This is a genomic window from Prochlorococcus sp. MIT 1342, assembly GCF_047304495.1.
In the GTDB taxonomy this organism is placed as follows: Bacteria; Cyanobacteriota; Cyanobacteriia; order PCC-6307; family Cyanobiaceae; genus Prochlorococcus; species Prochlorococcus marinus_D.
The window spans coordinates 2,118,100-2,138,329 of record NZ_CP138957.1; the positions used below are offsets into that span (position 1 = coordinate 2,118,100).

15 protein-coding genes are annotated in these 20,230 nt (G+C 52.2%); 7 read left to right on the forward strand and 8 right to left on the reverse strand.

Annotation, left to right across the window (positions count from 1 at the left end; genetic code table 11):
* Positions 1-8 precede the first annotated feature (8 nt).
* Positions 9-2,333 (forward strand): type II and III secretion system protein, encoded by a 2,325-nt coding sequence (locus SIB79_RS10915; RefSeq protein ID WP_063404616.1) that lies wholly within the window; start codon positions 9-11, stop codon positions 2,331-2,333.
* A 34-nt stretch (positions 2,334-2,367) separates the two neighbouring features.
* Here SIB79_RS10915 and SIB79_RS10920 read toward each other — a convergent pair whose 3' ends face one another.
* Complete coding sequence (locus tag SIB79_RS10920) at positions 2,368-3,177, reverse strand: pentapeptide repeat-containing protein (protein WP_063405362.1); 810 nt, start codon at positions 3,175-3,177, stop codon at positions 2,368-2,370.
* Between the two features lie 110 nt (positions 3,178-3,287).
* On the opposite strand from SIB79_RS10920, the gene SIB79_RS10925 reads away from it, so the two are divergent.
* Complete coding sequence (locus SIB79_RS10925; protein ID WP_063405360.1) at positions 3,288-4,370, forward strand: pyridoxal phosphate-dependent aminotransferase; 1,083 nt, start codon at positions 3,288-3,290, stop codon at positions 4,368-4,370.
* On the opposite strand, the gene murG is transcribed toward SIB79_RS10925, so the two are convergent.
* The gene (murG, locus tag SIB79_RS10930; RefSeq protein ID WP_063404613.1) at positions 4,351-5,436 is read right to left on the reverse strand and encodes an undecaprenyldiphospho-muramoylpentapeptide beta-N-acetylglucosaminyltransferase; all 1,086 of its coding nucleotides are present in this window, start codon (positions 5,434-5,436) and stop codon (positions 4,351-4,353) included. The genes SIB79_RS10925 and murG overlap by 20 nt on opposite strands.
* 119 nt (positions 5,437-5,555) lie before the next feature.
* Here murG and SIB79_RS10935 point away from each other — a divergent pair, with 119 nt between their 5' ends.
* The gene (locus SIB79_RS10935; RefSeq protein WP_063405358.1) at positions 5,556-6,239 is read left to right on the forward strand and encodes a hypothetical protein; all 684 of its coding nucleotides are present in this window, start codon (positions 5,556-5,558) and stop codon (positions 6,237-6,239) included.
* A 72-nt stretch (positions 6,240-6,311) separates the two neighbouring features.
* Here SIB79_RS10935 and SIB79_RS10940 read toward each other — a convergent pair whose 3' ends face one another.
* The 4 genes from SIB79_RS10940 to SIB79_RS10955 form a co-directional block, all read right to left on the reverse strand.
* The gene (locus tag SIB79_RS10940; protein ID WP_063404611.1) at positions 6,312-6,956 is read right to left on the reverse strand and encodes a DUF938 domain-containing protein; all 645 of its coding nucleotides are present in this window, start codon (positions 6,954-6,956) and stop codon (positions 6,312-6,314) included.
* A complete protein-coding gene (locus tag SIB79_RS10945) occupies positions 6,953-7,954 on the reverse strand; it encodes a DUF952 domain-containing protein (protein WP_063404609.1) in 1,002 nt (333 codons plus the stop codon). Before SIB79_RS10945 ends, SIB79_RS10940 begins: the two co-directional genes overlap by 4 nt.
* A 308-nt stretch (positions 7,955-8,262) precedes the next feature.
* Positions 8,263-9,174 (reverse strand): NAD(P)-dependent oxidoreductase, encoded by a 912-nt coding sequence (locus SIB79_RS10950; RefSeq protein WP_063404606.1) that lies wholly within the window; start codon positions 9,172-9,174, stop codon positions 8,263-8,265.
* Between the two features lie 343 nt (positions 9,175-9,517).
* Positions 9,518-10,723, reverse strand: a complete 1,206-nt coding sequence (locus SIB79_RS10955; protein ID WP_011131470.1) for a phosphoglycerate kinase — start codon at positions 10,721-10,723, stop codon at positions 9,518-9,520.
* 134 nt (positions 10,724-10,857) lie between these two features.
* On the opposite strand from SIB79_RS10955, the gene SIB79_RS10960 reads away from it, so the two are divergent.
* The 3 genes from SIB79_RS10960 to SIB79_RS10970 are packed head-to-tail and all read left to right on the forward strand — an operon-like array spanning position 10,858 to position 13,078.
* Complete coding sequence (locus tag SIB79_RS10960; RefSeq protein WP_063404604.1) at positions 10,858-11,241, forward strand: universal stress protein; 384 nt, start codon at positions 10,858-10,860, stop codon at positions 11,239-11,241.
* Complete coding sequence (ylqF, locus tag SIB79_RS10965) at positions 11,238-12,107, forward strand: ribosome biogenesis GTPase YlqF (RefSeq protein WP_063404602.1); 870 nt, start codon at positions 11,238-11,240, stop codon at positions 12,105-12,107. The genes SIB79_RS10960 and ylqF overlap by 4 nt, the downstream gene beginning before the upstream one ends.
* On the forward strand, positions 12,104-13,078 hold the full coding sequence (locus SIB79_RS10970) for an RluA family pseudouridine synthase (RefSeq protein ID WP_063404600.1): 975 nt from the start codon (positions 12,104-12,106) through the stop codon (positions 13,076-13,078). The genes ylqF and SIB79_RS10970 overlap by 4 nt, the downstream gene beginning before the upstream one ends.
* Before the next feature lie 724 nt (positions 13,079-13,802).
* On the opposite strand, the gene SIB79_RS10975 is transcribed toward SIB79_RS10970, so the two are convergent.
* Together SIB79_RS10975 and SIB79_RS10980 are read right to left on the reverse strand one after the other, a co-directional pair.
* Positions 13,803-15,425 (reverse strand): cellulose binding domain-containing protein, encoded by a 1,623-nt coding sequence (locus SIB79_RS10975; RefSeq protein ID WP_063404598.1) that lies wholly within the window; start codon positions 15,423-15,425, stop codon positions 13,803-13,805.
* An 800-nt stretch (positions 15,426-16,225) separates the two neighbouring features.
* Positions 16,226-17,842 carry an ABC transporter ATP-binding protein gene (locus tag SIB79_RS10980; protein ID WP_063405356.1) on the reverse strand — a complete coding sequence of 539 codons (1,617 nt, stop codon included), beginning with the start codon at positions 17,840-17,842 and terminating at the stop codon, positions 16,226-16,228.
* Between the two features lie 55 nt (positions 17,843-17,897).
* On the opposite strand from SIB79_RS10980, the gene SIB79_RS10985 reads away from it, so the two are divergent.
* A complete protein-coding gene (locus tag SIB79_RS10985) occupies positions 17,898-20,228 on the forward strand; it encodes a RelA/SpoT family protein (RefSeq protein WP_063404596.1) in 2,331 nt (776 codons plus the stop codon).
* Positions 20,229-20,230 lie beyond the last annotated feature (2 nt).

A 20,230-nucleotide genomic window follows, 5' to 3' on the forward strand; every position in this document is an offset into this window, starting at 1 on the left:
GTCGCCGTATGTCTCGTTCCCAGCGACTGGTTCCTTTGCTTGCAGCTCTTGGTTTGTATGGCGCGTCTATCAGCGGTGGCTTGATGCTGCCAGCTCCGGTGAAGGCACAGAAGCAGGGGGCGATGGAGCTGAAGTTGCGACGCTCGCAGGACAGCGTTGAAGTCATCATTGAAGGTGTGGGCCCACAGCCCGTTGTGCGGCAGCGACAGACTGGTCAGAACTGGGAAGGTCGATTGACTACCCAGGGCAAACCTGGTCTACGACGCGGTCCACAGCAAGTGTCGATGCCGCAACTGGGGCTGCAATCTGTGAGCCTTGCAGGATCAGGCGAGAGCTATCAATTAAATGTTGAAGGGGTGGCCGGCAGGCCGTTAATGGAACCATTGGTTAGTGCCGACGGCCGCAATTTGATCCTTAGCTTTCCTGGGTTGACTGCTCAGGCTAAGCAAACTGGACGATTGGATCTACGCACACCAGGGCGGGTGCCTCAGGCGTCTTATGTACCGCCTTTGCGACAACGTGCTGTAGCGCCTGCACTAGGAGATATGGCCGTGGGCACCATGGTGCTGAGTAACCGCAGTTTTGTGCAGGTGAGTGGTCCTTCAGTGACTCTGACCTTGAACAATGCTCCTGCGAAAGATGCCTTGATGTCTCTTGCTCGATTGGGAGGCTATGGATTCATTTTTGTAGGGGATGATTCAGAAAGTGGAAACACCACTGGAGTGGGCACATCAGCAGATGCTCCAGTCAATGGTGGGAATAAGAAGGTGTCGATGGCATTTCAAAATGAGAGCTATGCCCGTGCCCTCAATGGGGTGCTGTTGGCATCAGGGTTACAGGGAAAGCTTGATGGCCGCACGTTGCTTGTTGGCAGTGCCGTTGCGAGTAAAACATTTGGGCCTCAGGTTTCAAAGATTTATCGCTTAAATCAAGCAACTGCCTTCTCTGCTGCCAAATACTTGGCCAGCCTTGGGGCATCGATTAAACGTGTGAACACCACCACTATCACTTCAGGAGATGCGAAATCTGCAGGGACATCCGAGCTGAGCAATCAGACTTCTCAAACTACATCTACTACAACCGAAATTGAATCCTACGGGGCTTCTGATGGTCCGCTATTAGGGTTAACGGGCACAACTGATTCTCGCTTGCAGACAATCACATTGGTAGGGGATTCGCAATTGGTTGCTGTGGCGGAGAGCTATCTCAAGCAGATCGATCTGCGCTCGAGGCAAGTGGCGTTGTCAGTGAAGATATTAGATGTTAATTTAAACAATAATAGCGAAATGGATAATAGCTTTTCGGTGCGGTTTGGAGATAACTTAATTGTCAACGATAATGGTGAATTATTGGCAGCATTCGGTAGCAATATACCAGCCAATGAAGAGACTTTTAGCTCTGCACCAGTGGAAACTGAAAGTGGAGTTAGCACTACTAAAACTCAGGCTGTTGACTATGGTTTAATGTATCTTGTTGATGCTCAAGGTTTTTCTACAGGAATCATTGAGACTGATGATGAAGGAAGAGCTGTAAGGGCAGAGGGAATGCAGTTCAATCCTGATGGTTCAATCGCTACTAATGAAGGCAGAGGGCCAATTTATTATGACGTTACTACGGCCGAGTCTTCAACAACTCCCGCTGCCGCAACAAGGACACCAAACCCAGCTTTAAATTACCCAGACCAAGCCTTTTATGATTTCCTGAGAGCACAAATTATATCGTCCAATACCAAAGTTATGGCCTCGCCAACCTTGATACTCTCGGAGAGTCCTGAATCTATTTCTAGCGAGATTGGACGTTCAAAAGCGAATGAGGCCCAGGTTACAATTGGCGATAAAATTATTACATCATACAAAATAGTCCAAGACGGCAATGGCAATGCTTATTGCGAGGCTGGTTTTGATAATGCCGGTTTAACTTTAGGGGCCATGGTTAGCAAAATAGATGACAATGGCTTCGTTACCTTTACGCTTGAGCCTGATCTTTCAGCAGTTGTGGGCCAGCCAATCAGCACTGGAGGCAAATGTGGGGACGTTCGAACTGTTAACTCAAGGCGCCTGGAAACGGGTGCCGTTCGCGTTCGTGATGGTCAAACATTGATTCTTACTGGTGTGATTAGCGATTCGGATACGGAGGTGGTCACAAAATGGCCGATTTTGGGAGATATACCTTTAATTGGTCAGTTCTTCAGGTCGTCGTCTGGATCGAGAAAGAAGAATGAGCTGGTGATCATGGTTACGCCTCGTATTATTAATGACGAGCGGGGGGGGGCTTACGGCTATGGTTATCAACCTTCTACCAAAGCAACACGCAATTTAATTTATTCCCAGTAGTTCAACATAATTAATCGTCTTTCATTTTGTGCTTTTAAAAGGCGAGGGGTGATAAAAACTTAACTGCTATGGGTAGCAACTGTTGAAACAAACCAGTTGCACTGTTAAGTATCGAGCTACCAACTCCATTGCCTCCTCGTTGGGCTGGATCTTGTTTCACTTGTTCTGCACCGTCTCGTAGTTGCTTGGCAATTTCAGGTTGTTCTTGTTGTTCGTAGAGCTCAGCGGCGAAGGCAAAATCTCTTGAGGCCAATTCTCGTTTCGCTTGTTCGGCTCGAGTGATGCCGCGGGCAACCCATGTGATTGCTGCATCCGGTCGACGCATTAGCGCTTTATTGAAGTAGTCCTCTGCTTCTGGATAGCGACCTTGCAAAACTTCCTCCACACCAGCGTTATGGAGGGAGGCATAGTCGCTAGCCACTGCTTGCACTCCTTTGGCATCCTTCCAGTGACTACTAGACAATCCGTTTTCGTCCAGTTTTGCGCCACTGAGATCGGCTCCGATCAGATCAGTGCCTGTGAGCGTGGCGCCTCTGAGATCAGCCCCACGTAATGAGGCATGGCGAAGGGTGGCAAAGCTCAGATCAGCCCCGTTTAGGTTGGCTCCATCAAGCTGAGCGCGACCGAGATCGGCTCTCTGCAACTTGGCCTTTTCAAGGTTGGCAGCACGCAGATCGGCATGCATCAGATCGGCATCCTCAAGACTGCAACTCATGCAGGTGCCTGTCTCCAGCAGTTGAACGAGATGCTTGAAGTTGTTGTCAGCTCCACTGCGTTGAGCAATGCCAAGGATTGCAGTACTGCCAACCAGGATCACCATGAAAGCGGTGAGACGACGGCGCATCGTTTGAGCGATTAGAAATTTGCTATGCCATTGCTTTCTATCGGCTTTTTTGAGCAAGTCGACTCCCTCCCACTCGGCAGGATGGATTGTTGTTATGGGTCGCCATTGACTTGAGCTCCGCTCCCTCCCTTCACGGTGGCAATCGCATTGATGAGGCGCAACGGCTGGGTTGTCGACCGGAGCAGCTTTTGGATGCCAGTGCCTCTTTGGTGCCTTTCCCTCCATCGCGAGCTTTACAAGGGTGTTTAAGAAGGGCTCTAACTGACAACACGCTGAGGGATTATCCGGATCGCAGCCATCAGCGCTTGCGAGAAGTGATCAGCAACTGGCATGGGGTTGATCCCCTGATGGTGTTGCCGGGAAATGGCGCGGCGGAACTGTTCACCTGGGCCGCTCGTGATGCGGCGACTGAGGGCGTGAGTGGCCTGCCTAGTCCAGGCTTTGCTGATTACGGCAGGGCTCTGAGGTGCTGGCAAGCCTGCCAGCAAGCTTTGCCACTGCCCCTCTCCTGGTCTGGTGAGATGCCTCAACCTTTTCCGCTGCTATCGAATAGCGATGTTCTTTGGATTACCAATCCCCATAACCCTACTGGTCAGTTGTGGAGCAGAGCATCGCTTGAACCGTTGCTAGCGCGTTATCAGCTGGTCATCTGTGATGAAGCGTTTTTGCCATTGGTGCCCGATGGGGAGCGCCAGTCTCTTGTTTCGCTGGTGGTCAACCACCCCAATCTTGTGGTAATTCGCAGTTTGACAAAGTTGTTTGCTGTGGCCGGATTGCGTTTGGGTTATGCCATTGGCACGCCTGAGCGTTTACAACGTTGGCAGCAATGGCGAGATCCATGGCCTCTTAATGGGTTAGCGATTGCTGCAGGGATTGCATTGATGGCGGATCGTCCTGCCTTCGAGCGCTGGATAGCGCGGGTCCAGGGATGGGTTGCTCAGGAAGGTCTTTGGATGCAAACTCAACTGCGTTGCCTACCAGGGATCCGGTCTTATCCATCTGCCGCCAACTTCTTGTTGATTCGTGGCGATGTCTCCCTTGTGCCATTACGAGAGAGAATGGCTCATCGGCGCGTGCTGTTACGTGACTGCCGCTCCTTTGCAGAACTTGGGGAGCGCTGGTTGCGCATTGGTTTGCAGCAGAGGTCAGGCAATCGCCGCATCCTTGCTGCGTTCAAAGCCCTGCTCCGATGAGTTGCTTCAGCAATGTCACCAGCAGCTGGTCTGCCTCACGCACTGCCAACTTCATCATGCCTTGCTTCATGGGAATTAAAGGGTTGCTGGCAGCAGCGTTGCCGCGTAGGCGAGGTCCCATGAGTTGTTCCAGAGCATGACCAAGAGCCCGATGTTCGGCTGCATGTTGATGCACGATCACGGCAGCCCCAAGCGCAGCGGCGCAGGCTGCGTTGGCCTCTTGATGCTGGTCTGCCGCTTGGGGGAAGGGCACCAAGATGGCTGGGGTGCCACAGACGGCCAATTCACTCAGGCTGCCGGCGCCCGCACGGCTGATGGCGAGATCGGCATGTTGCAGCAAACCAGGCATCTCATGGCTGAAAGGCTGTTCCACCAGGTTGGGGTGATCGAGTTCTCCTACATCTGAATCGTTGTTGCCGGTGAGATGCACCACGCGACAACCGGCCTCCAGCAGCGATGGCAGTGCGCCTCGCACCATGCGGTTGAGTCCGACGGCCCCTTGACTACCACCAATCACCACCAGCAATGGGCCATCACCGCAAGGAACCCAACGCGGCAAGGGCTGTGGCGAAAGGAATGCCGAGCGCACCGGTGTTCCTGTGACCACAGCTTTGCTGCCTGGGATGCGCTTAGCAGCAACAGAGAGGCCTACAGCCACGACCTGGCAGAAGCGGCCCAATAAGCGCGTCACTCGTCCGGGGATGGCATTGGATTCGTGCAGCACCACAGGGATTCCGCACCAGCGAGCCGCCAAGATTGCTGGTGCGGCGATGTAGCCCCCAGTGGTGAAAACAGTCTGGATGCCTTGCTTTCGCAGTAGCTTTCTGACCCGGCCAGTGGCAGCGAGTAATTGCAACAACTGCACCAACTTGCGCAGGCCGCGACCTTGTAGACCGCCGGCGCGCACAGTGGTCAGCTCATAGCGTTCTGGCACCAGTTGGGTTTCTAGGCGATCTGGCACTCCCAGCCAGCACACACTCCAGGAGCCGGGCAAGGCTTCCGCAACAGCCAGTGCTGGAAAAAGATGGCCACCGGTGCCGCTTGCAGCAATCAGAAGCCTGGGCATGGCAGTGGGCAGAGCATGAAGGTGCGGCCTAACTTATCGGCAGTGCCCTCAAGCCTCCAGTGCGTCATCTCAAGCCAATCGCTTTGGCCTCCAGTCTGCTGGCATTGTGTTCAGGGTTGATGCCATTGATTGGCAGGGCTGCAGATGCTGTGCATCTCAGTAGCCGATTGCAACAGGCTCTCAATACACCTGGAGATGAAGCCCTCAGAGGTCTGCTCGCAGACGAATATGCATCTGATCTGGAAAATCGTTTTCGCATTTTCTCTGCCAAGTTTCCTGATGCCCGTTGGTCTGTTCGTCCTGCCAAACCTTTAAAGAATGGACAGCCGACCTTTGCAGTTGAAGTGCGTGGTCGTCGTGAAGCGGAAAGCCTTAGCTATGCCCTTGAGGCCAACCAACGCTTGGCATTGCTCACTGAAGGCAAACTGATCACTGGTGAAGAAGTGATCAGCGAGCAATCGATCCTGCGTAGCGCCAGCAAACCTTTGCCGATCAGCCTGTTGATTCCTGATGCTGTGCTCACAGGTAGTCGTTATGACGTTGACGTGATCTTTGATCAGCCCTTGGGCCATGCGATGGTTGCCGGTGGCTTGATTGCTCTTACGCCTGCACAGGTGAGTCTCCAAAGCACTCCTGATATCCAGCTGGCACCGATGCATGGTGGTGGAATCTTTAAATCAGTGCAGGCCCCATTCACGCCCGGCAGCCAAACATGGGCAGCGATGTTGGTGCATCCTGATGGCGTGATCACAGTGACCAAGCGTGTGCGGGTGGTAAGCCATGAAGACGAACTGATCCCTTGAGTTTTGGTTGGCGTAAATCTTCTTCATTGCCGTCAGCGGTAGAGATGGGATCTCTTGATTGGCGTGATCCAGTCATGATTGCCTAGGCGTGAAGATCAAGGAGAGGTTGTTGGCAGGCATTTCAATCACCTCATTCAACAAGAGGCCTGCAGTGACACCAAGACGTTCTACATCTTCGAGTTCACGCACTCCCCAACTTGGATCTTGCGTGCGCAGATAATCATCAAATCTGGCATTACTTTCACTCGTGTGAAGACCATTGCGCTTGTATGGTCCATAGAGAATTAGTGGCGCAGAGCTGCCCAGTAATTGAGCAGCTTCTTGGACTAAAGATTCACAACAATTCCAAGGAGAGATATGAATCATATTGATGCAAACAACCCCAGAAAGATGGTCAGTTAATCCATCAGGCAATTGCCAGGGGCGTGCGTTGACATCGATCTTGAGGGGTGGGGGCATGGTCTGTTCAAGCTGCTCAAAGTGGATCCAAGCATTGATGCTGCGAAGATGTATTGGATCAATGTCGCTGGTATGCCAAATGAGCTTGGGGAACAGTTTTTGAAAAGCAACGGCATGTTCGCCACTGCCACTTGCAAGTTCCAACACTCTCCCATCGCTCGGCAGCACTTTGCTCAGAACAGCAGCAATTGCATCACGGTTCCTCTCTGTCGCGGCAAAGTGAAGACGATCTTGACAGGCATCAACGCGTTCATTCATGGATAAGTTTCCACAAGTTCTACAGCACTCAAAGGCAGGACTCCAAAAAGATGAGGGAAAAGCTCCCCTGCTGATGAGGGTTCGGCTCGAAGCGGCATTGACAGTTGCTCTGCATTTAATTTCAAGCTAAGCACTTGGCCTCGATCACGATAAAATTGATGATAAGTAGACTCAAGTTGATGCTGATAGCTCAAATGAATGAATCCAATCTCTTTGAGTTTTAATCCGCGAGTAGAGAATTGATAAACCCCTTGATTGCATGCGTCTTGCCAGTCTTCAATCAAAGCCAGATGAAACAATGGTTGATCTGTTTTAACTAAACTTGAATCAGCAGGGAAAGTCCGCGGTTGATGTTCTGGCAACCAAGGCTTGACTGGTGGCATCAATCTTGCAAACAGTGGATGTTGCAGAAAAGCTTGCAACCATCTTTTGATGGCTTGAAGATCTTGATCGCAATCAAAGCTTGATGGATCAGCGAGACGATATTGACGCACAAAAGGCCATAGAGCCCAGTCTGCCAAGCTCTGAGATTCTCCAATTAAGCAACCATAGCAATCACTTGATTCTTGTTGTGCTAGTCGCGCATTCCATTCCAAAAGAATGTCTCTAGCCATGTTGCGATGTTCTTCGGCATCTTCTCCTTTGAACCTGCAGGCATATTTAAAACGATCTAAATGATATTTAAACGGGCCATCATTCTGTTCGATAAGCTGCTGAATGGTTTGTTGTTCTCCGACTTTTCCGCTGCGTAGCCCATCGAAGGGGTCAGCTTGCTGAAGCGCCCAGTACATGATATCCATGCTTTCGTCAATCACTGTCCCGTCTGCAGTAATCAAAACTGGCACGGTTCCTTTTTGAGAAGCCTGCAGCAGCTCTGGCGGCTTATTTTTTAGGGCCACTTCTCGCAAGTTCACCAAAAGACCAGAAACCAAAAGAGCCCATCGAGCTCTCATTGCATAAGGGCAGCGACGGAAGCTATACAACAACGGATTCGACATCAAGCCAAAGGCACTGGACAACTTGATTGGTTATGCAGGCTGTCATTTTTTACCATGGTGATCAGTGAGATTTCAGGTGCATCTTGCGTGCCTTTAGTCGTTGCAGTGAATTGATTTGTGTAGCCTAACTGATCAATCAAATAGTGCTGATACCATCACTAGTCCCCTCTACACGAATCAGTTAAAATTGGTGCAATAGTAGGCCATGAATAAGCATTCGGGCTGAATATATTGGCTTTTATTTGAATGAAATACTAACTTTCAATTGAAGTGGTATCAACAACTGATTCAGACTATCGAAGGCTCGATCAGAATGGCTGAGCTTCTGCCTGTTGGTGATCAAACCACCGCCTCAGCACTGATAAATCTTCCTCGCTATGGCCGTGTTCAATCAAGCTCTCCTCCATGGATTTCACTTGGCTTGTAATTGGCAGTTGTAGTCCCGCGCGTTCTGCCGTTTCCAGGGCAATGCCGAGATCCTTGTGATGTAAAGCCAGCTTGAAGCCGAGCGGATAGTGATCTTCCAACATCGCTGTTGATCGGTGCTTGAGGGCCCATGAGCCTGCAGCACCATGCTGTAAGGCTGTGATCACCTCCTGCATCGGTAGACCCAACTGCTGCCCTAGCGCGATTGCTTCTGCTAACGCGGCATAACTGCCAGCCACCAGCACTTGGTTGAGCGCCTTCACCTGCTGGCCCCGTCCCACCGAACCGAAGTGATGAATGCTCTCGCCGATCACTTCCAGCAGTGGCTGCACCCTTACCAGAACTTGTGTGTTGCCACCCACTAGAACGGTAAGAGTTCCTGCTCTGGCCCCTTCAGTGCCTCCAGTTACCGGTGCATCCAAATAAGCCACACCTTGATCAGCAAGTCGCTCAGCCATGGTGATCGACGTTGCTGGGGCGATCGTCGAAAAATCCACCACAACGGCGCCGGAGCTGAGCATAGAAGCTGCTCCCTGAGAACCAAAAAGAACCTCTTCTACTGCTTCATCATCGCTAACGCAAATCAGTAGAGCCTGGCTGTCTGCTGCAGCTTCTGCTGGTGAGCTACAGGAACGGCTACCTTGCAAAGCCAAATTCTGTTCAGCCGCACGACTGCGGCTGTGAACCTTCAGCTCATAGCCCGCAGCCAGCAGATTGGCAGCCATTGGTAAACCCAATGCGCCGAGGCCAACAAAGGCAAGGCTCGACCTTGGGCTTAGCTGCGCTTTGCTCATGTTTGTCAGTAGAGCTGCTTCGATTTTTACTGCTTCAGCTCAACATTGGTAGTTACTTCAAACCTGCAACCTGAGGATCTTGCCTCGTGATGCTCGACGAGTTTGACCTACAAGAATTTGCAGGTTTGCACTCGGGCAGCTCAAAGCTCGCAAGGCGCTGAATCGTCTAGCCAATTGCAATCTCCTTCGCTGTTAATGCGCCTTGCGATTGCTGGGATGAAAGTTCGCTGATAGATCGGTATTCCGCCGGAAGTTTGCTCGAGAGCTCTTATCAGAGCTAATGAATGCCGGGGCCATTGCAGTGATGCAAGCAATGGCCCGATAAGACAAGCGAGGTCTTTGCTTAGGCGTCGTCGAGAGCGGCGACACCTGGCAACACCTTGCCTTCCAGCAGCTCAAGGCTGGCGCCACCACCGGTGGAGATGTGAGACATCTTCTCGGCGAGGCCGGCCTTCTCAACAGCAGCTACGGAGTCACCACCACCAATGATTGTGCAGCAACCCTTGCCACTGAGGTCCGCCAAGGTTGTGGCGATTGCGTTGGTGCCGGCGGCAAACTTATCGAACTCGAACACGCCCATGGGGCCGTTCCAGATCACGGTTTGGCAGTCAGCCAGTGCGTCTTGGAAGAGATTGATTGAGTCGGGGCCAATGTCCAGTCCCATCCAACCATCGGGAATGGCGTCGATGGATACGGTCTGGCTATTGGCGGCGGGGGCGAAGTCATCGGCTAGCACAACGTCAGTGGGCAGAAGCAGTTGAACCCCCTTGGCCTTCGCCTTGGCCTCTAGCTCCTTGGCCAGCTCTAACTTGTCTTCTTCCACCAGGCTCTTGCCGACTGAAAGGCCACGCGCTTTGTAGAACGTGAAGATCATGCCGCCGCCGATCAGCACCTTGTCGCACTTGTCGATCAAGGCTTCCAACACGCCGATCTTGCTGCTGACCTTGGACCCACCCACGATCGCTGCAAGGGGTCGCTTGGGGTCGTCGATGGCACCTTGCAGGTATTGCAGTTCCTTCTCCATCAGGTGGCCTGCCACACTGGGGTTGAGGAATTTGGTGACCCCTTCTGTAGAGGCGTGGGCGCGGTGTGCAGCACCGAAGGCGTCATTGACATAAGCGTCAGCAAGTGCTGCGAGCTTTTGGGCGAAGTTGGCGTCGTTTTTTTCTTCTTCTGAGAAAAAGCGCACATTCTCGAGCAGTACGACATCTCCATCGGCCATGGCATTAACCTTTGCTTCGGCGTCGCTACCAACGCAGCTTTCGGTTTTTGTCACGTTTTTACCCAGTAATTCGCTGAGGCGTTTTGCTACTGGTGTGAGCCGCATTCCTTCGTTGATTTGACCCTTTGGTCGGCCAAAGTGGGCTGAGAGGATCACCCGAGCACCTTTGTCGATCAGGTCATTGATGGTGGGCAGGGCGGCGCGGATGCGGGTGTCATCGGTAATGGCGCCGTTCTCGTTGAGAGGCACGTTGAAATCAACCCGAACCAGCACACGCTTACTGCGTAGGTCCGCTGCGCTGAGATTGGACAGTGAACGCTTCGCCATGGGGGTTGTGCCGTACGGTAAGAAAAACCCGCTGACATTAACCCGTGTTTTGTTTGGCTGGTTGGCTTGATGGGCCGGCGCACTGATCTGGTTGGCGCTAAGACAAGATTGAAGCAAGCATTTAGTTCAAACACATGTTTGAAACCGTTCTCTTCCCGATTGATCAGAGCCGGGAAGCGATGGAAACAGCCAGCAAGGCTTTGGAACTCGCTAGAAGCCATAACAGCCGTTTGATCATCCTGTCTGTGGTCCAGGCTGAGCGGCCTGAAATGCATGATCCTGAGGCTGTAGCAGTTCTGTTGAAACGGGCTCGAGAGCAAGTCGAGCAGGCTGGGATTGCTTGTGAAATGTTGGAGAGAGAAGGTAAGCCTGCGTTCGTGATCTGCGATGTGGCTGATGAATTAAATGTGGATGTGATCGTGATGGGCACACGCGGTGTCAATTTGGATGGCGATAGCGAGAGCACAGCAGCCCGGGTGATCCAGTTGGCCCCTTGTCCGGTGCTGGTAGTGCCGTGAGCACTCCAACAATTCAGTGGTATCCAGGCCACATCGCTAAAGCGGAACAACAACTCAGCAAGAATCTCGACAAAATTGACCTTGTCATTGAGGTGCGGGATGCTCGCATCCCGATAGCCACTGCTCATCCGCAGCTGCAGCGATGGATTAAGGGCAAGCAGCATTTGCTAGTGATCAACCGCCGCGACATGATTTCCTCTGCGGCTCGACAATCTTGGGATCGTTGGTTCCGTGACCAAGCCCAAACCCCCTGGTGGTGCGATGCCAAGGCTGGCACAGGTGTTAAGCAGGTTCAGCAAGCAGCCATACGAGCTGGAGATCAGCTCAATCAACGCCGCCGCTCCCGTGGTATGCGACCACGCCCTGTAAGGGCCCTCACTTTGGGGTTTCCCAATGTGGGCAAGTCCGCCCTGATCAATCGTTTGGTCCGTCAGAAAGTTGTGGAGAGTGCTCGTCGCGCTGGCGTGACCCGCACCCTGCGCTGGGTGCGCTTGGGTCAAGACCTTGACTTACTTGATGCCCCCGGCGTTTTGCCACCCCGCCTCGATGACCAACAGGCGGCTTTGCATCTCGCCCTTTGCGATGACATCGGCCAAGCCGCCTATGACGTTGAGTTGGTGGCCCTCGCGTTGCTGGAGACACTGACTGTGTTGGAGAAGCAGGCGGCGGCTGGGGTGGTTGCAGGGATCCTTAAGCAGCGTTACGGCATCAACTTGGCCGGTGATCAAGCTGATGCCCATGCTTGGTTGATGACTGTTGCCGAACGCCACACCTCAGGTGATACAGGGCGAATGGCCCAAAGGCTTTTGGATGACTTTCGCAGAGCACTGTTAGGGCCGATCGCACTGGAGTTGCCGTTGCCATGACATTGGACGAACGGACATTGGCATTCGGGGAAGGTGAGGGTGAATTGCTGAAGCTGCACTACCCCAAGCCCTTGCCGATGCGACTGGATCGTTGGCTTGTGAGCCAGCGATCGGAGCAGAGCCGTTCACACATCCAAAAATTTATTGAGGCTGGTCTTGTACGTGTGAACGGCATCACCGGGCGAGCTAAGACTCCTTTGCGTCAAGGCGATGAGGTGCAGTTGTGGATGCCACCGCCGGAACCGCTGCCCTATCTGCAGCCGGAGGAGATGCCGCTGGATGTGCTGTTTGAAGATAGACATCTGATCGTGATCAACAAACCTGCGGGCCTCACAGTGCATCCAGCTCCAGGCAATCGCAACGGCACGTTAGTGAATGGTCTTTTGCATCATTGCTCGGACCTGCCTGGCATCAGTGGCAAGTTGCGACCAGGCATTGTGCATCGTCTCGATAAAGACACCACTGGCTGCATCGTGATTGCCAAGAGTCAGGAGGCATTGGTGAAACTGCAGGAACAGATTCAGAAACGCATTGCATCGCGCAACTATTTGGCTGTCGTGCATGGTGCTCCTTCTGGAGACCAAGGCACGATCGTGGCAGCGATTGGTCGCCATCCGGTGGATCGCAAAAAATATGCCGTGGTCACTGAAGAAGGAGGCCGTCATGCTTGCACCCATTGGACGTTGGTTGAACGATTAGCTGACTATTCCTTGCTGCGTTTCAAGCTTGATACGGGGCGCACCCATCAGATTCGTGTTCATTGTGCACACATTGGTCATCCAATAGTTGGTGATCCCATTTACAGCCGCTGCCGCAAATTGCCGATGGATTTACCTGGCCAGATCCTTCACGCAGTGCAGCTTGGCTTAGATCATCCACTCACCTGTGAGCGGATGATCTTTGAGGCACCTTTACCAGATCTATTTGAGAAGCTTTTGACTGTGTTGCGTCGACGAACAGGCACAAACTAAGTCTTGAATGGTGCGAGATAATTGCATCGGAAATGGACATCCATGATTTGCAAAGAAGATGCTTCATGAAAATATCTCCAGCTGAAACTTTTCATGTCTAACGAGACCAGGTTCGAATTGAGATTCAGCCTTTTCTTTCTACCTATAACACTCAAGTAATTGCCTGATCTATGATGTCAGGCCAGCTATCGCCTGGATCACTTTTTGAAGTCGTCATTGTTTGCTGTCACATGAAATCAATAATTTGATGATACGAGCTAGATTCAAGACATAGCTTCCACCATTTAATGGTTTGGCTTGAAAAGGCAGGGACTTAAATCATTGACTATTGGCTTAGGATTGAATTCTATTCATCGGCAATGGGCTATATATACAATTCAATGCAGCAAAATTGACCGGCAAAAACTCGTAAATTTTAGCGTGAGTATTTTGATTGAACAAGTCAAGCTTTCTAATGCCTCAAGATCAAGTTAGCAGAAAAAAATTTTACCGTCGACTCAAACTTGATTTGAGACGTGCTCAGGCCTCATCTCTCTATAAGCAAAATCGTGAGATTGAGAGGCTCATCTAGCAGTGGCTAGATAAGAGATTATCGATAGAAGGAACATAAGCATTGATTTTTTCATGACAATGCAGCTCCTAGCCTCGAAAGCAGGCCACTGGCGCTGGCCCCCATCGCTGCGCTAATGGTGATGCTGTTTAGTGAGCTGAGGCTATGCAACCGTTAGAGCAGTACAGGCTCGCTGCCCTCAGCAAATAGGCTCTCGGCGGTGAGAGAACCGCTACGCTCCAGCTCCATACCCGTTAGCGCGTTGAAGCCCACAGTCATCGATTGACCAGCGCCGATCGACTGACCCCAGTCAGCTCCATAGATTTTATAACTATAGAGATCATCAGCGACCTCTTCGGTAATGACATCAACACCCCAGGACTCGCCGTAAAAGTGATGGGTACTGTTGAAGCCTACCGCCCAATTCTCCAGACGCTGATCACTGCTATTGGTGATGGTGATCTCCGCGGTGAAGCCACCCCACCAAAGATCACCAGACACCTCAACATCCACCGCGCTACCGGTGATTGGATCAATCTTTGAAACCTGGCTTTGCTCAACGAGAACAACTGGTTGCTGTTGAGGTTTCTCATCCTCCGCATTAATCGGTGTATCTAGAGCCTCCAAGTTTGATCCCAGTGGGTCCCCTAGGCTCACCATGCTTTGGAAGTAGTCGATGACGACCTGATCGGAGACCTCTAAGGCAGGCCATTGCGGCCAATCAAAGGTGTCATTCATGAACGGCTCACTTTGATCCCAGCCCAGTACCGTCAGATGGTTAATGTCGTGGGCAATTGCCCCAGCCTCGATATCAAGAAATCCATGGGTTCGCCCATGCATCCAGCCGCCGTAATGCGCCTCCATTTTCAGCGTGTTGATGAAGGTCTCCACAAGCTGATTGCTCTGCAAATACTCAGCAAATCCCTGATGACCGAACTCCTCCACCATTGCCATTACCTCAGCAGGATCACCTAGCCGCGCTGTCCTCTGAATATCAGCGAGGATCTGAGGGTCATAAGCCTCATCAGCGATCCAGCCCACCTTCGCCCCCTGCATCGCGTACCACAGGCCCACACCTTGCTCGTCATTACCCCAGGCTTGGCTGTTGTTGGTCAGACCATTCGCAAACGCCCATTCCCCTACTGCTTCAATAGGCACAGCTTCAAGGCCGCTGAACATGCGCAGAGCGTTGTAAGCCTCAAGCGCTTCTGTGGTGATTGCCGTGCGGCCACCCACCAATTCATTGTGCTCGGAATTATGGTTCGATCCATGGAAGCTTCCCCAACTGGTGATATCGATATAGTCGCTGCTGATCTCCGTTATATGCATATGCTCGTGATCGCCATGGTTCATGGCGATGTCGATATCGTCAGAAGAGTAGTTGTAGGTCTGTTCATGTGCTTGCATTTCAACTTCTGTTGAATCGCTCACCGGGCTCGATGATTCGACGCTAGTAGCCGTCTCTGAGGCAGTGCTTATCAACAGTTCAGCGGTCAGTGCTCCTGCGTTACCCACTGGTTTACCTTGTTGTGCATTGAATCCGGCTGTGACGAAGCCTCCAGCAGGAATTAACTGCGCCCAGTCGCTTCCTATCAATGTGTACTTTGTTTGTCCGTTAGCGAATTGTTCGGCTGATGTGGTGACACCCCATGGCACCCCTGAGATGGTGTGGGGTGTCGTAAAGCTATAACTCCAGGATACGAGAGATTCACTTGAATTATTAGTGATTTTCAGTTCAGCGGTAAAGCCGTTCCACCAGAGTTGGCCTCCAATTGAGACATGTAATGGTGATGTCATGACCTCATTGATCTGTTGGTTCAGGTCTACGAGTGATGCTTGTATTTCTCAACCCTTCAGATGAAGGGTTTTTGCTCTCGAGCTCAGATTTTGTCTATTGAAGAAGTCCATGCCTTAACCTTCCATAAAAGGAGTTAAGCTTTTTCTCCAACGTGTTACAGGGTGCATTACATGTGATCACCGCCTATTTTCATGGAGACCTATGGACGATTGGAAATGATTTAGCTGCTACATCTCTAGGCTTTTAAATTTTAAACTTCAATTCAAGGAGGTGAAAGCCTCGACAGAGACTCTGCATTAATAACTCGCGGAAAAGCTATATCCACGAGTTAAGACAAGAGCTCATTTTGAGAAGGATTGAGGAGCAGATGCAAGGCAAGATTCTCTTCCCAAGTCTTATCACATAATGGATGCATCTGCTCAAGATTCGAAGGCTAGCCTCTTGCTTGTTTGATAGTTTTGCGTCAATATAAGCTAAATCTTTGATGACTTTATTTTGACTTTTGCTGTTTTATTCCGCTGAGAGCCTACCTCCTCTTGAGTAAGCGCGATTATCATGACCAGGAAATGTTCCAAGGGTCGGTTAGGCATTTCATCTCATGCCCGTCAGAGTCTTAGACTTAAAGAAACACCTCCTTTTAACATCCATTCCTGCAATTTTGGCCATGCTTTTAATGGCAAATGATCAAAGATAAATACATTCTGAGGCATGTTGACTTCGCAATAGATGTTCAATTTTTAAGATTTCACTAGAGTTCTTAAAGGCTCAAGCGTGTCGTCTTGTGGTCTTTTACATACCTCTAAGCCTTTTCGGTTGGCAGTCTCGGACAGGCTTCTACGAGTGTGCGGGTAATCGCTGCTTGGGGGTCCTGAAGGAGCTGATCGCCGGGTCCTTCCTCAACGATTTGCCCACGATCAAGCACGATCACTCTGTGGCAGAAACCACTGGCAACCGAGAGGTCGTGGGTAATGAACAGCATCGCTAGCCCCAATTCTTTCTGAAGCTGACGCAAGAGAGCCAACACCTCGGCTTGGATTTCCGCATCCAGCATGCTGACACTCTCATCGCAAATCAGCACCTTCGGTTTTAAGGCGAGGGCTCGGGCAATGGCGACGCGTTGTTGCTGACCGCCAGAGAGCTGGCGAGGCAGTCGGTTTTGATAATCCTCCGCTGGGCTGAGGCCCACCTGCTCAAGTAACTTCCGCGCGTTTTGCCTTGCTTCGGCTCGACTTGTCATTCCATGGATGAGCAGTGGGTCGGCGATGGCTTCTGCGATCGTCATTTTTGGATTGAGGCAGGCGAGGGGGTCTTGAAAAACCATCTGCAAGGCCTGACGAGCTTGCCTTAATGGCTGTCCTTGCAAGCTGAGCAGGTTGTGGCCTTGGAGATGCACCTGACCACCCCGGATCGTCGCAAGACCCATGAGAGCCCGGCAGAGTGTGCTTTTGCCGCAGCCAGATGCTCCAACCACACCAAGGCTCTCGCCAGCACGGATGTTGAAGCTCACTCCATCAACAGCTTTGAGCCAGGTCGGTGCCCAGGGCCAGCCTCCCAGAGCATGCCAACAGCGCAAAGCATTGACTTCTAGAACGATGGCAGCGGTATGCGAGCAAGTTGGAGTGCTTCCGCCTTCACGCTCCCTGGCGGCACCCACGAGCCGAGTGCCGATGGCTGAGCGGGGATGAGAAAGCAGCTCTTCGCTCCGTCCCTCTTCCACCATGCGTCCCCCATCGAGAATGGCCATGCGCTCGCACCAGCGAGCTGCCATCGCCAAGTCATGGCTGATCAGCATGAGGGCACTGCCGAGCTCCTCGCAGAGGTTGCTGAGTTCGGCCATAACCTGACCAGCCACGGCGACATCAAGGCTGGTGGTGGGCTCATCGGCGATGACCAGAGGGGGATTAAGGGCGATTGCTAGAGCAATGGACAGCCGCTGACGCATGCCACCACTGAATTCATGGGGGTAAGCGCGGAACCGGTTCGCCCCGATTCCCACTCGCTCCAGGAGTTCCTCTGCCCGCTGCTCTCGCCAGCTGGGGGTAGCTTCTGGTTGGTGGGCGTTGAGAGTGTCGAGCAAATGCTTTCCCACCGTCATCAACGGATTGAGGCGGGTCATTGGATCCTGAAAAACCAGACCTACCGCTTCACCACGCAGTTGCCGCAATCGCTTCTGTTGCAATGGTCTTGGATCTTGGCCGGTCAGTAGCAACCCCCCCTGGCAAATGCTGCCAGGGGGAAGTAGATGCAGTACGGCTTTGGCCACGGTGCTCTTGCCGCAGCCTGAAGGCCCCACCAGGGCGAGCCTCTCTCCTGACTTGATGCTTAGGCTGAGTCCATCCAGTGTCCAATCAGCGCTGCGGGGATAGCGCATGCGCAGTTGGCTGAGCTCGAGTACCTGCTCTGAAGAGCTGGGCATCGTTAGTAGCACGGAGTCTTGAGACTGAATACCATGGATTGATCCGCTGGGTCGGATGCTCAACGTCACCACTGCCCCAAAGTCAACACAGGCCAATGCTGACTGTGGTTCAGAGGTGTGTGGTTTGCCTGAGATCAGGCCACATCCGTTCAGCAGTGTTGATGACTACGGCATTGCCTTGCCGGAATGGTTGAAAGACTGTATTAAGCACATTCCTCCTGGGCTTGGGCAGAGTTGCCCAATCGATTCAGAAGCCCTGCTTGCAGCAGCTTTTGATTTGGCCTTTCAGCTGCATGAGGGGCAATTTCGAGCCAGTGGTGACCCATATATCGTTCACCCCGTGGCAGTGGCTGATCTGTTGCGAGATATCGGCGCTAGCGCCAGCGTGATCGCTGCAGGTTTCCTTCACGATGTGGTGGAAGACACCGATTTAACCCCGGAGCAACTGGAAGATTATTTCGGCGCTGAGGTACGGGAACTGGTGGAAGGCGTCACCAAACTGGGGGGGATTAATTTCACGAACCACACTGAGGCCCAAGCTGAGAACTTGCGCAAAATGTTTCTGGCAATGGCCAGCGACATCCGCGTGGTGCTGGTGAAATTGGCCGATAGGCTTCACAACATGCGCACGCTTGGCTCATTGCAGGCTGATAAGCAGCAGCGCATTGCTCGTGAAACCCGCGAGATTTATGCACCTCTAGCCAATCGCCTCGGCATTGGTCGCTTCAAATGGGAACTCGAGGATTTGGCCTTCAAGCTTCTTGAACCTGAGGCTTTCCGAGAGATTCAGCAAGAGGTGGCTACCAAGCGCAGTGAACGGGAGAACCGTCTGGCGACCACGGTTGAACTGTTAACGGAACGACTGGCGGCTGCGGGTCTTGATGCTTGTGAAGTCAGTGGGCGACCGAAGCATCTCTATGGCATCTGGAACAAGATGCAACGCCAGCAAAAGGCATTCCATGAGATCTTCGATGTGGCGGCTTTGCGGATTATCGCTCCCAGTGTGGAGACTTGCTACCGCGCCTTGGCTGTCGTGCATGACACCTTCCGGCCTATTCCCGGACGCTTCAAGGATTACATCGGTTTAGCCAAGCCCAATGGCTATCAATCGCTACATACGGCGGTCATCGGCAAGCATCGGCCCATTGAGGTGCAGATTCGTACTCCAGGGATGCATCGTGTGTCTGAATTCGGCATTGCGGCTCATTGGGAGTACAAAGAAGGTGGTTCACCAGCTGCCGCCAATAAGGAGCGGTTTAATTGGCTTCGTCAGCTGGTCGAGTGGCAACAGGAAGGAGGCAATGATGACCACAACGACTACCTTGCTTCGATCAAAGAAGACTTGTTTGATGAGGAGGTGTTTGTATTCACTCCTAAAGGCGATGTAGTGGGCTTGCGCAAAGACTCAACAGTTGTTGATTTCGCCTATCGGATTCATTCAGAGGTTGGCAACCATTGCCATGGTGCGCGCATTAATGATCGGCTTTGTCCATTGTCCACCTCATTACAGAACGGTGATTTCGTGCAAGTTCTCACCAGCAAAACAGCGCATCCAAGCCTCGATTGGCTGAACTTTGTGGCTACTCCCACAGCCCGTAATCGCATCCGTCAGTGGTATAAGCGAAGCCATCGTGATGAAACGATCCAACGGGGGAAAGACCTGTTGGAGCGTGAACTCGGTCGCAATGGTTTTGATGCGCTACTCAATAGCGAAGCGATGACTCGCGTGGCAGAACGCTGCAATTTACCGGTTACAGAGGATTTGCTTGCGGCGCTTGGTTTTGGAGCTTTGACCTTGCAGCAAGTGCTGAATCGTTTGCGAGAAGAAATCCGTCTTCAGACTGTCGAGCCTGAGCAACCACTCAGCAATATCAATGTTGCGAAACGGCTTGTGGCTCAAGTGGAGTCAAGCCCAGCCAGGCTGCCTACGTCTGATCGCGTACCGATCCTTGGCGTGGAGGGCCTTGATTACCGCCTGGGCGGCTGTTGTAGCCCGCTACCAGGAGAAGCGATCCTTGGCACGGTTGCTCTTGGTAATCACGGCATCACGATTCACCGGCAGGATTGCGTCAATGTTGGCTCGATCCCCAGTGAAAGACGATTGCCGGTGCGCTGGAATCAAGGTGCCTTCATCGAAGGCGAGAGATTCCCCGTGCAGTTGCGTATTGAAGTGATTGACCGAGTGGGAATTCTGAAAGACATCCTGATGCGTCTTTCAGATAACCACATCAATGTGAGCGATGCCAGGGTTAAAACATCGTATGGCAAACCCGCCTGCATTGATTTGCGGGTTGAGCTCAACAGTGCTGCTCAGCTGGTCTCAATGATGGATCAGATTCGCTCGATGGCCGATGTTCTCGATATCGCCCGCACTGGCTTGAGCTAGGG

Bases quoted from the DNA above. Each gene is read 5' to 3' on its own strand.
- SIB79_RS10915 (WP_063404616.1), top strand. From the start codon at position 9: ATGTCTCGTTCCCAGCGACTGGTTCCTTTGCTTGCAGCTCTTGGTTTG.
- SIB79_RS10920 (WP_063405362.1), bottom strand. From the start codon at position 3,177: ATGCGCCGTCGTCTCACCGCTTTCATGGTGATCCTGGTTGGCAGTACT.
- murG (WP_063404613.1), bottom strand. From the start codon at position 5,436: ATGCCCAGGCTTCTGATTGCTGCAAGCGGCACCGGTGGCCATCTTTTT.
- SIB79_RS10935 (WP_063405358.1), top strand. From the start codon at position 5,556: ATGCCATTGATTGGCAGGGCTGCAGATGCTGTGCATCTCAGTAGCCGA.
- SIB79_RS10940 (WP_063404611.1), bottom strand. From the start codon at position 6,956: ATGAATGAACGCGTTGATGCCTGTCAAGATCGTCTTCACTTTGCCGCG.
- SIB79_RS10945 (WP_063404609.1), bottom strand. From the start codon at position 7,954: ATGTCGAATCCGTTGTTGTATAGCTTCCGTCGCTGCCCTTATGCAATG.
- SIB79_RS10950 (WP_063404606.1), bottom strand. From the start codon at position 9,174: ATGAGCAAAGCGCAGCTAAGCCCAAGGTCGAGCCTTGCCTTTGTTGGC.
- SIB79_RS10955 (WP_011131470.1), bottom strand. From the start codon at position 10,723: ATGGCGAAGCGTTCACTGTCCAATCTCAGCGCAGCGGACCTACGCAGT.
- SIB79_RS10960 (WP_063404604.1), top strand. From the start codon at position 10,858: ATGTTTGAAACCGTTCTCTTCCCGATTGATCAGAGCCGGGAAGCGATG.
- SIB79_RS10970 (WP_063404600.1), top strand. From the start codon at position 12,104: ATGACATTGGACGAACGGACATTGGCATTCGGGGAAGGTGAGGGTGAA.
- SIB79_RS10975 (WP_063404598.1), bottom strand. From the start codon at position 15,425: ATGACATCACCATTACATGTCTCAATTGGAGGCCAACTCTGGTGGAAC.
- SIB79_RS10980 (WP_063405356.1), bottom strand. From the start codon at position 17,842: ATGCCCAGCTCTTCAGAGCAGGTACTCGAGCTCAGCCAACTGCGCATG.
- SIB79_RS10985 (WP_063404596.1), top strand. From the start codon at position 17,898: ATGCTCAACGTCACCACTGCCCCAAAGTCAACACAGGCCAATGCTGAC.